11 protein-coding genes are annotated in these 14,336 nt (G+C 70.1%); 6 read left to right on the top strand and 5 right to left on the bottom strand.

From position 1 onward, the window contains the following. Positions 1 to 895: DNA-directed RNA polymerase subunit alpha (locus tag G3I40_RS03070; RefSeq protein WP_164300587.1), on the bottom strand; the 895-nt coding region annotated here is incomplete at its 3' end. A gap of 944 nt (positions 896 to 1,839) precedes the next feature. Here G3I40_RS03070 and G3I40_RS03075 point away from each other — a divergent pair. Next, positions 1,840 to 2,070: a hypothetical protein gene (locus tag G3I40_RS03075; RefSeq protein ID WP_164300588.1), complete on the top strand. Its 231-nt coding sequence runs from the start codon at positions 1,840 to 1,842 to the stop codon at positions 2,068 to 2,070. Positions 2,071 to 2,493: 423 nt separating this feature from the next. On the opposite strand, the gene G3I40_RS47860 is transcribed toward G3I40_RS03075, so the two are convergent. The 4 genes from G3I40_RS47860 to G3I40_RS03090 form a co-directional block, all read right to left on the bottom strand. Then, positions 2,494 to 2,622 (bottom strand): hypothetical protein, encoded by a 129-nt coding sequence (locus tag G3I40_RS47860; RefSeq protein ID WP_275410127.1) that lies wholly within the window; start codon positions 2,620 to 2,622, stop codon positions 2,494 to 2,496. Positions 2,623 to 3,214: 592 nt separating this feature from the next. Beyond that, on the bottom strand, positions 3,215 to 3,877 hold the full coding sequence (locus G3I40_RS03080) for a DUF4232 domain-containing protein (protein ID WP_164300589.1): 663 nt from the start codon (positions 3,875 to 3,877) through the stop codon (positions 3,215 to 3,217). 759 nt (positions 3,878 to 4,636) lie between these two features. After that, positions 4,637 to 6,391: a thiamine pyrophosphate-dependent enzyme gene (locus G3I40_RS03085; RefSeq protein ID WP_164300590.1), complete on the bottom strand. Its 1,755-nt coding sequence runs from the start codon at positions 6,389 to 6,391 to the stop codon at positions 4,637 to 4,639. Between the two features lie 113 nt (positions 6,392 to 6,504). Beyond that, positions 6,505 to 8,088 (bottom strand): glutamate synthase-related protein, encoded by a 1,584-nt coding sequence (locus tag G3I40_RS03090; RefSeq protein ID WP_164300591.1) that lies wholly within the window; start codon positions 8,086 to 8,088, stop codon positions 6,505 to 6,507. Between the two features lie 703 nt (positions 8,089 to 8,791). Here G3I40_RS03090 and cseB point away from each other — a divergent pair. The 5 genes from cseB to G3I40_RS48080 all read left to right on the top strand — a co-directional run bounded on the left by cseB (position 8,792) and on the right by G3I40_RS48080 (position 14,142). Further along, positions 8,792 to 9,523 (top strand): two-component system response regulator CseB, encoded by a 732-nt coding sequence (cseB, locus tag G3I40_RS03095; protein WP_164300592.1) that lies wholly within the window; start codon positions 8,792 to 8,794, stop codon positions 9,521 to 9,523. Then, positions 9,520 to 10,818, top strand: coding sequence for a HAMP domain-containing sensor histidine kinase (locus G3I40_RS03100; protein WP_239091485.1), 1,299 nt, complete (start codon positions 9,520 to 9,522; stop codon positions 10,816 to 10,818). The genes cseB and G3I40_RS03100 overlap by 4 nt, the downstream gene beginning before the upstream one ends. A gap of 129 nt (positions 10,819 to 10,947) precedes the next feature. Further along, the gene (locus G3I40_RS03105) at positions 10,948 to 11,703 is read left to right on the top strand and encodes an ABC transporter ATP-binding protein (RefSeq protein WP_164300674.1); all 756 of its coding nucleotides are present in this window, start codon (positions 10,948 to 10,950) and stop codon (positions 11,701 to 11,703) included. An 85-nt stretch (positions 11,704 to 11,788) separates the two neighbouring features. Then, positions 11,789 to 13,093: an ABC transporter permease gene (locus tag G3I40_RS48075; protein ID WP_343244804.1), complete on the top strand. Its 1,305-nt coding sequence runs from the start codon at positions 11,789 to 11,791 to the stop codon at positions 13,091 to 13,093. Next, positions 13,090 to 14,142 carry an FtsX-like permease family protein gene (locus G3I40_RS48080; RefSeq protein ID WP_343244805.1) on the top strand — a complete coding sequence of 351 codons (1,053 nt, stop codon included), beginning with the start codon at positions 13,090 to 13,092 and terminating at the stop codon, positions 14,140 to 14,142. Before G3I40_RS48075 ends, G3I40_RS48080 begins: the two co-directional genes overlap by 4 nt. Positions 14,143 to 14,336 lie beyond the last annotated feature (194 nt).

The following is a 14,336-nucleotide window of genomic DNA, read 5'->3' on the forward strand; positions in this document are numbered from 1 at the left end:
CCTTGACCTCGTCGATCGACTTCGCACCGAAGTTGCGTACGTCGAGCAGGTCCGCCTCGGAGCGGGCGATGAGCTCACCCACGGAGTGGATGCCCTCGCGCTTGAGGCAGTTGTACGACCGAACGGTGAGCTCGAGCTCCTCGATCGGCAGGGCGAGATCAGCGGCAAGAGCGGCGTCCGTCGGGGACGGGCCCATGTCGATGCCCTCGGCGTCGATGTTCAGCTCGCGGGCGAGACCGAACAGCTCGACCAGGGTCTTGCCGGCCGACGCCATGGCGTCACGCGGACGCATGGCCTGCTTCGTCTCGACGTCGACGATCAGCTTGTCGAAGTCGGTGCGCTGCTCGACACGCGTCGCCTCGACCTTGTACGTCACCTTGAGGACCGGCGAGTAGATCGAGTCGACCGGGATGCGCCCGATCTCCTGACCGACCTGCTTGTTCTGCACGGCGGAGACGTAGCCGCGACCGCGCTCGACGGTCAGCTCCATCTCCAGCTTGCCCTTGCCGTTGAGCGTGGCGAGGACGAGGTCGGGGTTGTGCACCTCGACACCGGCCGGGGGCGCGATGTCGGCGGCGGTGACCAGACCCGGGCCCTGCTTGCGCAGGTACATCACGACCGGCTCGTCCTGCTCCGAGGAGACGACCAGCTGCTTGATGTTGAGGATCAGATCGGTGACGTCTTCCTTGACGCCCGGCACGGTGGTGAACTCGTGCAGGACACCGTCGACACGGATCGACGTGACCGCCGCACCCGGGATCGACGACAGAAGCGTGCGACGCAGGGAGTTGCCGAGGGTGTAACCGAAGCCCGGCTCCAGCGGCTCGATCACGAACCGGGAGCGGAACTCGTCGACGACCTCTTCGGTCAACGAGGGACGCTGAGCAATCAGCATGTTGTATTGCCTCCAGTGTTCGGCGCCCGCTATGTGACGCCGTAGACCCTGCAAAGGGTACGGGCGAAAGCGTTGGATCTTGACCACCTTGGTCACCAAACGCTCTTTCGGATGCCGCTCAGGGCTCTGGGGCGGGCCGGTAACCAGGGCGCACCTGTCAGTGCCGTCGGCTTCATGCCGAAGCGGTGGGCTGAGAACTTGCGTCAGCACCGTGGCGATGGCGAAGAAGTCGCGCTGTGGAGCGCAGCGTCGATCCCCGTCATCGCAAGCGCGGCCGGTGACACAACCGCGGCCCTGACTGCACACGGTGAGGGAGTTCACGACGGTGTCCTTCCTCTGCGTCCGGCAGGAGAAGCGGCATCTCACGGTCGAAGGGTCGACACGCGGCCCAGCTGCCTGGCCGTGCTCCGGGACTGAAAGCGGGCTCGAATGCGATCAGCCAGGCCAGGATTTCACCGTAAGTGACCGGTGGCCCGGGAAGCCGAATTCGATCTGTCCCGTGCGCCGGGTTCGCGCGCCTTCGTGTGCCGACTGCGAGCTTCGGGTTGGTCCATGTGGGCGGTTTACCGCATCAGGTGGGACGGGCGGGAGAGGCGCAATGTCACAAGAGCAGGGGATTGCTGCTGGTAGGGCTACGTCTTTCCGGCGGCCGCTGCCCCCAAGTGCGCAGATGAAGGGAAGTGGCATCGTGGAGAAGGGCTGGTGCAGGGGACAGTCGTCCATTTCAACCGGTACCAGGGTTATGGGTTCGTGGTTCAGCACGGGCACCGGGATCAGATTCTTCTGCGGCGCGAGAGCGTCGAGTGGCCGACGGACGTGCTGTCGGTGGAACAAGGCGGGTCCTTCACGCTGGCTCTGCAGGCTGACCGGTGGGAGGCAGCTCATGGGCGGGTGTGACAGGCCGCGCGCCAAGGCGCGATGGGCGTGGCACGGGGTGGTGTCGTATGAACGATGCAGCTGATCCTGCCATTCTGATTGCTGATGTCCTCAGGCCACGCGAGAAGTACGTCAACGGGGACGAAGTGACCCTGGTGGTGCCGGTGGTCCTGGGGGACGGCTGTCTCGCGGATCTCGTTATGTCGGAACTGGTCGCTGCTCGCCTGTGGGGTGCGATCGACGGACGCGACCCCACTGTTCTCGATCCGCCTCCCGGCAGCTCCACGGCCGGACCCTGAGCACATTTGGTGCATTCCATTCCACAGCTGTGGGATCGCCACATGCATAACCCGGCGCAGCTCGACGTTGCGCGCGGTGGCAACCTGCAGTTTTCAGATCTGCCCAGCAGCTACGGAACCCCCGCGGACCCGACGCATTCCGTAGACGAGGGAATCTCGCCGACGCAGGCGCCGGACGGCCCGTGGGCGGCCACGTCGACGGGCGAGACCGCTTCCAGCGACGCCAGTGGTCGCCATGCTCCGGTCGGACGGCACCGTCGGTCGCATTCTCGCCGCGTACGGAGGCGTCCTCGTCGCAGGGTCGATCGCGGCAGTTGACGGACCTGTGTTTCGCACTGCGCGTCGTGACCGTGGCGACAACGGCCGCCGAGGCGGATGTCTCGCATTCGTCGAGCTGTCGGGCGAGTTCCAGGGCGGTCGTGATCAGGCCGGGGCGATCGTCGGGATGCCGAGCGCCTCGATCTCCGCATGGGTGGACCCGTCGGCCATGACGTCCTCCTCAACGTGGTTGTGAGGTAGGTCACGCCAATTGCCCTGGGAAACCCGCGTCATAGTTCGCGGTGACCCGTCTCTCTTCCCATAGCCACACGGCACATGACGGAGAGGTGTAGGGGATGGACATGCGGGCGGCTTTGTTACTCCTGGCCGGAGCTGGAGCTACGTACGTTGCGTTTCTGCACCCGGCGTTCGGTACCGCCCTGTTGGTCGGGATCGCCGTGGTGACGGTGCTCCACTTGTTGCTGCGGGACCGTTGAGCGGAGGGGCTCATCGACGCGAGTGTCGCCCCTGTCGAGGGTGTTCTCGGAGGCGCCGAGGCGGCCCCCCGGGGCGCTGATCGCCGGGCTGCGCGAGGGCCGCCCGCCCTGGTCGGCCGAGCCCGGGAGATGAGGGCCGACGGGCGATCTCCCAACCTCCGCTGCCCGTCCGAAGAGTGCGCCTGGCCTGCCCGGCTGAGCCGCAGTGGGCGCTCAGCAACTGCGCCCGCCCGGGCGCCCTGCGCATTCCGAGGCCGGGCGGTGACCAGCCGGAGCACAGCGGACCTGCCACGTGCACCGCACGTCGGAGCCCACTGTTCTCGCCGGGTCTGGTCATCCTGACCATCGTGCAACGCCGAGCCAGTCTCGGGCCCGGGCGCAGCGGTTGGTCATCCGCCTTGGCCGGCGCTGCCGATCGGGCCGACGCGTACGGCGCTGGAGGTGTCGGAGGCGGGCAGTGAGGCGGCGCCGGGCCAGTTGACATGGGCCGGCTTCGTTTCGCCGGGCGGGGTGACGAGCATCCCCGTGATGCGGACGCCTGAGCCGCCAGTCTTGTTGAGGGGGTAGGTGAGGCCGAAGTCGATCTCCTTACCGACCCGCAGGGTGACCGGTGTTGCGGGTTGCCCCTCGCGCGCGGCAGAGATGGGACCCCCGTTGGTCGTCAGGTCCACGCCTGCGAATCCGGAGAGTATGCAGGGTGTGCTGCCGTGGTTCGTCAGCCCGAGGGCGACGAAGCCGTTGTCCTCGTCGCCGCCGCCGGCGCTGTCGACGGCCGTGAACGTCAAGTTGTCGGTACGGCACTTGCCTGTACCGCCGCTCTGGGCCGGAGGCTTACCCGCGCTGGCCTCCTGCCCGCCGGATCCTGTCCCGTCATCCTGGGGCGAACCGCTCGTGGGGTCAGAGGCGTTCGATGACGCGGAGGAATCGGAGGGGGCGGAGCTCGCGGGCGGCTGGCTGTCCTGGGCGCTGTCGCTGTCGTTGTTCTGGCAGGCGGAGAGCGAGATGCCCGCTGCGAGGGCCAGTGCGGCGAAGGTCAGCTGCTGGACGCGCATCGTTGTTTCCTCGGTGTCGGTCGGATGACTCGCTCAGTCCGTGCGGGTCTGTGCGGGCCTTGCTGACGATGAGGACCCGCTCGGGCCGCCGAACCGTTCCGGTCAACTCCCCTCTAATACCTGCCTGTTACAGGAAGCTAAAGGGAATCTCGGACAAACAGCCTGCACATGCGGCCGCTCCCGACCCATGCACCTTTCACGGTCAGGCCCCGCCCCAGCCGTGGCCCGTGGGGGATTCCCGGGCTCGTACGTGCCGTAAGCGGGGCTCTGGACCGCACCGCGGCGCCGGTTTGCGAGACCGCCCGCCCCTGGAACGAACCCGTGACCTAGAGGATCTTGACCGACGCGGACTGGGCAACGCCGGACCGGCCCCAACTGCCGCCGCTGTATGAGCGAAACGCTCCGATCTCGCGGCGCGAGGGCGGCGCGGAGGCGTGCTGCTGACGGGATTCATTCGTGCCTTGTCAGCACTATCGCTCACAGGACCGGGCTGCATGTGGTGAACCCTGCCGCAGCCGACCCCGCAATCCGCGCGGGCCACCTACTTGTCGATGCCGGTATCCGACAGGCCTGGCCTTACGTCACTTTCGCCAGAACGCGGGAAGCACTGGGAACTGCCTCGGTGCGAAGTCGACAGCGCAGCCCGGTTCTTCGCCCGGCACCTTGGCGGCGCGGTGACCGCGTCGTCCTGGCCGGAGGGGTAGCGGCGCCTGGCTCGCCTGCCTGGTGCCGCTACCCCTCATCGCGCCTGTCTGCCCCTCAGCCGTCCCCTTCGCTGCGGATGACTTCCTTCATCTTGGCCACCGCGAAGCCCCAGCCCTGTTCGACGGTGGGCTTCGCGGGGACGGAGATCTCGTCCGGGTTGGTGAGGACGTCGAGCAGGACCGGGCCGGGTGTGTCGAAGGCGCGGCGTACGGAGTCCTCCAGGTCGTCCGGGTCCGTCACGCGGATGCCGGTGAGGCCCAGAGCTGTGGCGACGGCGGCGAAGTCGGGGTTGTCCAGTACCGTGCCGAACTCCGGGAGGCCGCCCTGCTCCTGTTCCAGCTTCACCATGCCGAGGCGGCGGTTGTCGAAGACGACGAGCTTGACGGGGAGCCGGTTGGTCTTCAGCGTCATGAGGTCGCCGAGGAGCATGCTCAGGCCGCCGTCCCCGCAGAACGCCACGACCTGGCGATCCCGGTCCAGACTCTGGGCGCCGAGCGCCTGCGGCATCGCGTTCGCCATCGAACCGAGGTTGTACGAGCCGAGCAGCTGCCGGCCGCCCCGCATCTCGACGAACCGTGACAGCCACACCGTGGCCATCCCCGTGTCGGAGGTGAACACGGCGTTCTCATCGGCGATGCGGTCCACCGCGGCGGCCAGGGCCTCGGGGCGGATCTCGTGCGAGCGGTTGTCCAGCTTGGAGCGGATCCGGCCGATCAGGCCCTTGTCGTGCGCCGGGTCGGCCAGCCGGGCCTGCCCCTCCTGCCATTGCGTGAACTTCTTGCGCGCGTGCTCCAGGTGCGAGCGGTCGCGCGCACCGTCAGCGCCAGGAGGCGCGACGTCCAGGTGCCGGAGCAGGTCCCGTACGGTGGCGCCCGTGTCGCCCACGAGGCCGACCTCCACCGGGACACGGCGGCCGATGTGGGCGCCTTCTGTGTCCACCTGGATGACTGTCTTGCCGCTCGGATACCAGTCCCGGTACGGGAAGTCGGTGCCGAGGAGCAGCAGCGTGTCCGCCTCCTGAAGGGCCGAGGCCGCCGCGGGGTTGCCGATCAGGCCGGTCTGACCGATCTGGAAGGGGTTGGTCTTGCCCTCGAAGCCTTCCTTGGCCTTCAGGGTGAGCACCATCGGAGCGGCCAGGCGGTCGGCGAGGGCAAGCACGTCCTCGCGGGCCGCGCGGGCGCCCCGGCCCACGAGCAGCGTCACGCGCTCGGCCTGGTCGAGCAGTTCCGCGGCGTGGCGCACGGCGGACTCTTCCGGTCGGCTCACCGGTGTACTGAGCGGGAACCGGGCCGGCCGGTCCGTCGTGAGCTGCTGGCCGCCGAGGTCACCGGGAACGCTGAGTACGGCGACTCCCTTGCGGCCGACGGCGTTGCGTACGGCCGTCTCCAGCATCTGCGGCAGCTGGTCGGGAGAGGTGACCGTGGCCCGGTAGACCGCGACGTCGCTGAAGAGGGCGTCGTTGTCGACCTCCTGGAAATAGTCGCTGCCGAGTTCCGCGAGCGGCACCTGTCCGGCGATCGCGAGGACCGGGGTGCGGCTCTTGGCCGCGTCGTAGAGGCCGTTGAGCAGGTGGACGGAGCCCGGGCCGACGGTGCCCATGCACACGCCGAGGACGCCGGTGAGCTGTGACTGGGCGCTCGCGGCGAACGCCGCCGCCTCCTCGTGCCGGCACCCCACCCACTCGACGTCGTCGGTGGTGCGAATTGCGTCGGTCAGGGGGTTCAGGGCGTCGCCGACGACGCCGAAGACCTGGCGCACGCCAAGCTCGCTCAGCGCGTCCACGATGACGCGGGCCACGGTTCGTGCCACAAGATCCTCCAGGTCGGACGGTGAAGAACAGATACAGATAGGGAAGAGCAGACGGGACGGTGTGTGAGTGATGGGTGATGAGGTGGTGAGACGGGGGGAGCGGACGAGGGGGATCAGACCGTGAAGTTGTCAGGGTCTGCCGCGTGCCAGTCGGCCGCCCAGGACAGGGGAGGCCGGTCGACCAGCTCTCCTGGTTCCAGCCATTCGTAGAGCTCCGCGAAGGAGCGTTCGGTGTTCGGGTCGATGCGCCGGTGGAGCATGTGCGGCCGCAGCTGGGTGGGATCGGTGACGCCCATGGAGGCCATGATCTGCATCGCGCTGGAGATGGTTGCCTTCTGCAGCCGTTCGACGCGCAGCGTCTTGTCACCGACGTCGAGGGCGCGGGCCCGGCGAGGGTCTTGGGTGGTGACGCCGGTGGGGCAGGTGTTCGTGTGGCAGCGCTGCGCCTGGATGCACCCGACGGCGAACATCATCGCCCGGGCGGCGTTGCCGTAGTCGGCGCCCTGGAGCAGGCGTTTGACCAGATCGCTCCCGGTGGCGATCTTGCCGCTCGCCCCGACCTTGACGCGGTCGCGCAGACCCGCACCGACGAGGGCGTTGTGCACGGTGAGCAGCCCTTCGGTGAGGGGGGTCCCGACATGGTCGGCGAACTCCAGGGGCGCCGCGCCGGTGCCGCCCTCGGCGCCGTCCACGATGATGAAGTCCGGCGCCGTGCCCTCCTCCAGCATCGCCTTGCACACGGCGAGGAACTGCCGGCGCGAGCCCAGGCAGAGTTTGAAGCCGGTCGGCTTGCCGCCGGACAGCTCTCGCATCCGGGCGATGAAGCGAATGAGTTCGCGCGGGGTCGAGAAGACCCGGTGATACGGCGGCGAGATCACCGTCTGGCCCTGGGGCACGCCCCGTACCTGTGCGATCTCGGCGTTGACCTTCGCGCCGGGCAGCACACCGCCGATGCCGGGCTTCGCTCCCTGCGAGAGCTTGAGCGACACGCACTTCACCTGCTCGTGGGAGGCCTTGTCCTTGAACTGGGCGGGGTCGAAATCGCCGTCCTCGGTCCGGCAGCCGAAGTAGCCGGTGCCGATCTCCCACACCAGATCGCCGCCGGGCCGCAGGTGGTACTCGGACAGGCCGCCCTCACCGGTGTCATGGGCGAAACCCCCGGCTGCGGCACCGCCGTTGAGGGCGAGGATCGCGTTGGTCGACAGGGAGCCGAAGCTCATGGCCGAGACGTTCAGCAGAGCCATGTCGTACGGACGGCTGCAGTCGGGCCCGCCGATCCGCACCCGCGGCGGCGTCTCGGGCACCGGGCGGGGCGCCATCGAGGGGATCAGGAACTCGTACCCCGGCTGGTAGACGTCCTGCTCGGTGCCGTACGGCTCCTCCGCGTCGGTGCCCTTGGCCCGCTCGTAGACGATGCTGCGCACGTCCCGGTCGAAGGGGCGGCCGTCGAAGTTCCGCTCGATGAAGTACTGCTGGAGTTCCGGACGGATCTTCTCCAGCAGGAACCGGGCGTGCCCGAGGACGGGGTAGTTGCGCAGCACTGAGTGGCGGCGCTGCAGCAGGTCCCACGCGCCGAGCAGACCGATCGCAACGAGCGGGGCAGCGGCCAGCCACCACCACGGCGAGATCCACAGCGCGGCGACGCACGAGGCGACCGCGGCGATGAGGGCGAGGACGACCAATCCGATACGTATCACTCCGCGCTCATAACCCGGGAGCCTCTTTCCATGTCCACCGACGTCCCGCTATTTCGTCAAGACACTGCCAAGGCCCGGCCCGGACCTGCGTAAATGCTAGGGCGGGCCCGTACCGACGGCCACAGGAACTGAGGCCGCGGACCTGCGGTCTCGGCCGGCTGAGCGGCGCTTCACCCGGCGGCGCACTCACGCCGGGGAACCTCACTGGAGCCACAGCCGCCGCCCGGGACCCAGCGGCTGGCAGCCGGCGCCGTCCGGAGTTGATCGGCCCATCCACCCACAGGGGTGCCGCGGCGACGTCCGCCCGCGGTTCTCGTTGGGCAGCACCTCACCCCCGGCGACATGACCCGGCGCTCCATTGCCCGCCCGCCTACCGCAGCCCCTCCGCAGTCCGCGTCGCCTTCCAGCACGTCCTGACAGGACCGCCGCCGGTCAGCACGTACGCCACCGGGTGGCAGTCGCTCCCGCTCTGCGAGGCGGGCATCGTCGGATCCCTTGGTGGAGCGGCTCTCGGCGGGCTGGGACGCGACCCGCGCGCCCCGCGGTGGGGGTTTGTATCCGCCGCGTATCAGCCCGCGCTCGACCCGCCATCGGACACGGGCGAGGGAGCGGCACGAACTCCGCGGCGGCCAAGCCGTGCCATATCGTTCCTTTCAGGTCGCCGTCCGGGCGTCACCACCGTACGAACAGGAGTGAGCCGCCCGTGTCCTCGTCCTCCCCGCCGGCCCCGCAGCCCGTTCAGGTACTGCTGGTGGAGGACGACGAGCTGATGCGCCGGTCCTTCGCCGTGGCCCTGGAGCGCTACGGCTACCGGGTACGGACCGCCGCCGACGGTCTCGCGGGGCTCGAGCTCTTCCGCGAGGAGAGCTTCGATCTGCTGATCCTGGACGTCATGCTGCCCGGCCTGGACGGGATCGGCCTGTGCCGCAGGGTCCGCGAGACCAGCCTGGTGCCCGTGCTGATGATGTCGGCCCGCGGCGACGGACTCGACGTCGTCGCCGGTCTGGAGGCCGGCGCTGACGACTACGTGGTCAAGCCCGTGGACACGTACGTCCTCGTGGCACGCATCCGTTCGCTGCTGCGCCGGGCGACCTACGCGCCCGCCCCCGCGGCCGGGCAGGCCGCAGCCGAAGAGCAGCCGCCCGGGGAGGAACTGCTGGTCTTCGGCGACCTGACCGTCGACACCGGCGGTCTGGAGGTGTCCGTGGCCGGCAACCCGGTGGCGTTGACCCCGACGGAACTCAAACTGCTGCTGGAATTCGCCGCTCACCCCGGCATCGTGCTGGAGCGGCACACCCTCCTGCGCAACGTCTGGGACTACGGCTGGGACGGTGACAGCCGGGTCGTGGACCTGTGCGTGCAGCGGCTGCGCGGCAAGGTGGGACGGGACCGGATCGAGACGGTCCGCGGCTTCGGCTACAAGCTCAGGCGATGACGGCGATGCGTCGGATCCGCCGGCCGCGCAAGGGGCGGGTGCCCCTGCGCTGGAAGATCGCCGCGCTGGCCGCGAGCACCGCGTGCCTGGTCGTGGCCGCGGTCGGCGTTCTGGTGCACTTCTGGACGGCGCAGGACATCCGGCAGCGGGCGGAGGCGGACGCCCGGAACACCCTGTACGCGGCCATGGACGTCTACCGGCGCACCGGCACTCTCACCGACGGCGCGGAACTCGATCCGTCCGAACTGCCCGACCGGCTGAGGCAGTTGCCCGACGGGGACCGGCACTCGGCCTATGACGGGCGCGTCGACGCGAACGTGGGGCCGAGCGTCTGGGCCGCCCAGCGGGTCGGCGGCCCCGGCAGCCCGGTGCTGGCCTACCAGGTCAACATGAGCACGCGACTCCACGATCTGGACCAGCTCGACGTGACCATGGCGGTGGCTTCGCTGATCGCGCTCGCGGCGGCCACGCCCCTGACGGTCTACGGAGCCGGACTGCTCGGACGGCGGCTGGACCGGGTCTCCGAGACCGCGGGACGGATCTCCGCAGGGGACCTGGACGCCCGGACCGGGCCCACCAAGGGCCGCGACGAAGTGGCCGAGATCGCCGCCACCGTCGACCTGATGGCCGACAGTCTCGGTCAACGGCTGCGCACCGAGCGCCAGTTCACCGCGGACGTGGCCCACGAGCTGCGCACCCCCGTCGGTGGTCTGCTGGCCGCCGCCGACCTGCTGCCCGCAGGTGAGACGGAGGACCTGCTCCGGGCGCGCGTGCGCGACCTGCGCGGTCTGGTCGAGGACCTCCTGGAGATCTCCCGACTCGACGCGGGCGCCGAACAACCGGTCAGCGCCCGCGTGCCGCTCGGCGCGGTCGTCTCCGAGGCCGTCGTCCGCACCGGTTTCGACACCGAGGTCACCGTCGCCGAGGCGCCGGGCGGTGCGGCGGACGGGACCGTGGAGACCGACCCGCGCCGCCTCGAACGGATCGTCGCGAACCTCGTCGTCAACGCCCACCGGCACGGGAGCGGCCCGGTGCAGGTCACTGTCGAGGGCCGTACGGTCGTCGTGCGCGACCACGGCCCCGGCTTCCCCCGGGAGCTGATGCTCCACGGCCCCCGCCGCTTCCACACGGGCGCGAAGGAGCGCGGCTCGGGCCACGGTCTGGGCCTGACCATCGCCTTCGGCCAGGCCCGGCTCCTCGGCGCCGAACTAAGCCTGGACAACGCCCCCGGCGGCGGCGCCGTCGCCACCCTGCGGCTGCCTGGTCCGCCGTCCGCGCCTGCGCCGCACAACTGATACGCACCGGCGCAAACGCCGATACACGGCGGCCGGGGCCCCGATACGTCTCCCCGACACCCTTCGAGTGCACGTTTCCGCACGCGAAGAGGAGTCCTTGTGACCGCCGAGCCCCTTGCCCCGCACACGCTGTACCCGACGGCCGGGGGCATCGCGGCCGCCACCAGTGACCTGTCGAAGGCGTACGGCAGCGGAGACACCCGCGTCGTCGCCCTGGACGGCGTCGGCATCACGTTCCGCGAGGGCGAGTTCACCGCGATCATGGGGCCCTCCGGCTCCGGCAAGTCGACCCTGATGCACTGCGCCGCCGGGCTGGACTCGTTCGACTCCGGGTCCGTACGCATCGGCACGACCGAGCTGAGCACGCTCAACGACCGGCAGCTCACCCAGCTGCGCCGCGACCGGATCGGCTTCGTGTTCCAGGCGTTCAACCTGCTGCCGACCCTCAGCGCCCTGGAGAACATCACCCTGCCGATGACCCTCGCGGGCCGCCGTCCCGACCAGCAGTGGCTGGACCGGGTCGTCGCCATGGTCGGCCTTGGCGACCGCCTCGGCCACCGCCCCGCCCAGCTGTCCGGCGGGCAGCAGCAGCGGGTCGCGGTGGCCCGCGCGCTGGCCTCCCGGCCGGCGATCGTCTTCGCCGACGAGCCGACCGGCAACCTCGACTCCCGGGCCGGGGCCGAAGTCCTCGGCTTCCTGCGGGACTCGGCGCGCGAACTCGGTCAGAGCGTCGTCATGGTCACCCACGATCCGGTCGCCGCGGGCTATGCCGACCGCGCGGTCTTCCTCGCCGACGGGCGCCTGGTCGACGAGATGGCACGGCCGACCCCGGAGCGGGTCCTGGACCTGATGAAGGGCTTCGACGCCCGTCCGCGCACCAGCTGACACCCCGCCCCTGCGCTGCCCCTCCCGTACCGCACCAGCCGTCCGCTCGCGCCCGTCGAGCCCGCCTCCCAGGAATCGCCTCCCCATGTTCCGTACCGCCCTGCGCAACGTCCTCGCGCACAAGGCCCGTCTGGTCATGACCGTCCTCGCGGTCTGCCTGGGTGTCTCCTTCATCAGCGGCACCCTCGTCTTCGCCGACTCGTCCGCCGCGGCCTACCGCGCCGCCGCCTCACAGAACTTCTCGGACGTCGCGGTCAGCGTGACCCCGAAGGACCCGCCTGCGGGGACCGCCGCAGGCTCGGCCCCGCCCGCCCTCGACGACGCTCTCGTCAGGAAACTGGCCGGGGTAGCGGGCGTCGCCTCCGTACATCCGTCGGCCGACGGCGCTGCCGTCCTGAACGCGTCCGACGGAACGCCGCTTCGAGCCGACAGAACGTGGGCGAACCTGGGCGGCGCCTACGTACCGGGCCACGACGGCAAGGACAGCCGCCACCCGCTGACCGAAGGCCGTGCACCGCACAACAGCCGGGAGATCGCCGTGGACAGCGGCACCGCGGACGCCGGCGGACTCCGTGTCGGCGACACGGTCACGGTGGCCACCGACGGCCCGGTCATGACCGAGCGGCTCGTGGGCATCGTCTCCACCAAGGACAGCAGAGTGAATGCCGGAGGTACGCTCACGCTGTTCGACAAGGCAACCGCCCAGCGGCTGTACGCGTCCCCCGGCCACTACACCGGCATCGACCTGTCCGCCGCGCCCGGCACCGATCAGTACGAGCTCTCCGAGCGTGTCACCGGCCTGCTCCCGGCCGATAGGGCCGAGGCGACCACCGGAACCGCCCAGGCCGACCAGCAGGCCATCAACGTCGACGCCAGTAACAGCGGCTACGAGAAGATGCCGATGATCTTCGCCGGGGTCGCCCTGTTCATCGGCTCTTTCCTCGTCGTGAACACCTTCACCATGCTCGTCACCCGGCGCACCCGCGAGATCGCTCTGCTGCGCGCGATCGGCGCCGATCGCCGGCAGGTGGTCCGCTCCGTCCTCCTGGAGGCGCTGCTCATCGGGCTCGTCGCCTCGGCGGCCGGCTTCCTGCTGGGACTCGGCATCGCCTCCGTACTGCCGGACATCCTGGGCACCACCGGGGACGCACTGCCCAAGGGTCCTCTGGTGATCGGCGCACGGCCGGTCGTGGCGGCGCTCGGCGTGGGTGTGGGAGTCACGGTGCTCGCCGCATGGCTGCCGTCGCGCAGGGCGGCGAGGATCGCGCCCGTCGAGGCGATGCGCTCCGCGCAACAGCCGGCGTCCGCCGTCGCCTCCCGTCGGCGCGGCGTGGTGGGGCTCGTGCTGCTGGTCCTCGGCGTACCGCGGCCACAGCCGCGACCCTCATGATCAGCACCGCGCTGGTGGCCGGGCTCGCCGTCATCGGCAATTCGACCGGTCACGCTCTCGACCGCCAGACCGCGGACGGTCTCGGCGCCGACTACGTGCTCAGTACCCGGACCAACATGAGCGGGGTCGACCCGGCCGCCGTGCAGCGTGTCGCCGATGTGTCCGGGATCAGGACCGCGGCCGCCGTCAGTGACTCCACTTTGTTCGTCGGTGGCGGTGTCCGGGAAATCTCCGGCGTCGACCCCGCCGCCGTGGACGCCGCCATGAAGCTCGACTTCGTCAGCGGCTCCCTCAACGACCTCGGCCCCGGCCGGATCGCCCTCTCGCGCACCCTCGCGGAGCAACAGGGCGTGAGCGCGGGCGGCAAGGTCGTCGCGAGCATGGGCCGCAACCAGGACACCCAGCCGTACACGGTCGTGGGTGTCTACAAGGACAACCCCACTGCCAAGGACGCGCTGGGCGCCCGCAGCGAGGTGCAGAAGAACAGCTTCAACCCCGGCTCCGTGCAGCGGATCCTGGTCCGTACCGACGGCGGTGCGACCTCGCACACCACCGAGCAGCGGCTGCGCGCCGCGGTGGGCAACAGCCCGCTGCTGAAGGTGCAGGACCGCAAGGAACTCGTCCACGAAGGGGCCGGCGCCCTGGGCGAGCTGCTGACTCTGATGTACGGGCTGCTGGCGATCGGCGTCGTGATCTCCGGACTCGGCATCGTGAACACCATGGCCATGTCGGTCGCGGACCGCACCCGCGAGATCGGTGTCCTGCGCGCCCTCGGCATGGACCGCGCCGGAATCCGGCGGATGATCCGGCTGGAGGCGGTGACCGTCGCCGCGTTCGGCACGCTTCTCGGGCTGACGGGTGGCCTGTTCGGGGCCTGGGCGGTCGGCGCGTTGGCCAACGGCGCGATGGAGCAGTACCGGCTGATCCTGCCCTGGGGCACGCTGGCTCTCGTCTGTCTCGCGTCCCTTGTCATCGGCGCGCTCGCGGCTGCGCTGCCGGCCCGCCGGGCGGCCGCACTGGGCCCGCTGGAGGCCGTCGCGCAGGCGTGACGGCCTGAGTACCTGAGTGCGGGAGCGGGTGGGACTCGGTCCCGCACTCAGCGCAGTTCGGTGTGGGGATCGAACGGTCATGGTCAGGATGTCGCCCGACCTGCCGAGCCGTTCAGGCCCGTCCGACGCGGCGGCGACAGCAGGGGTGCGAGCGGTACGACGACGACGGTGGCGGCCGCGGTGGCGAACAGGCG

The sequence above is a fragment of the Streptomyces sp. SID14478 genome (genome assembly GCF_010548525.1).
Taxonomy (GTDB): Bacteria; Actinomycetota; Actinomycetes; order Streptomycetales; family Streptomycetaceae; genus Streptomyces.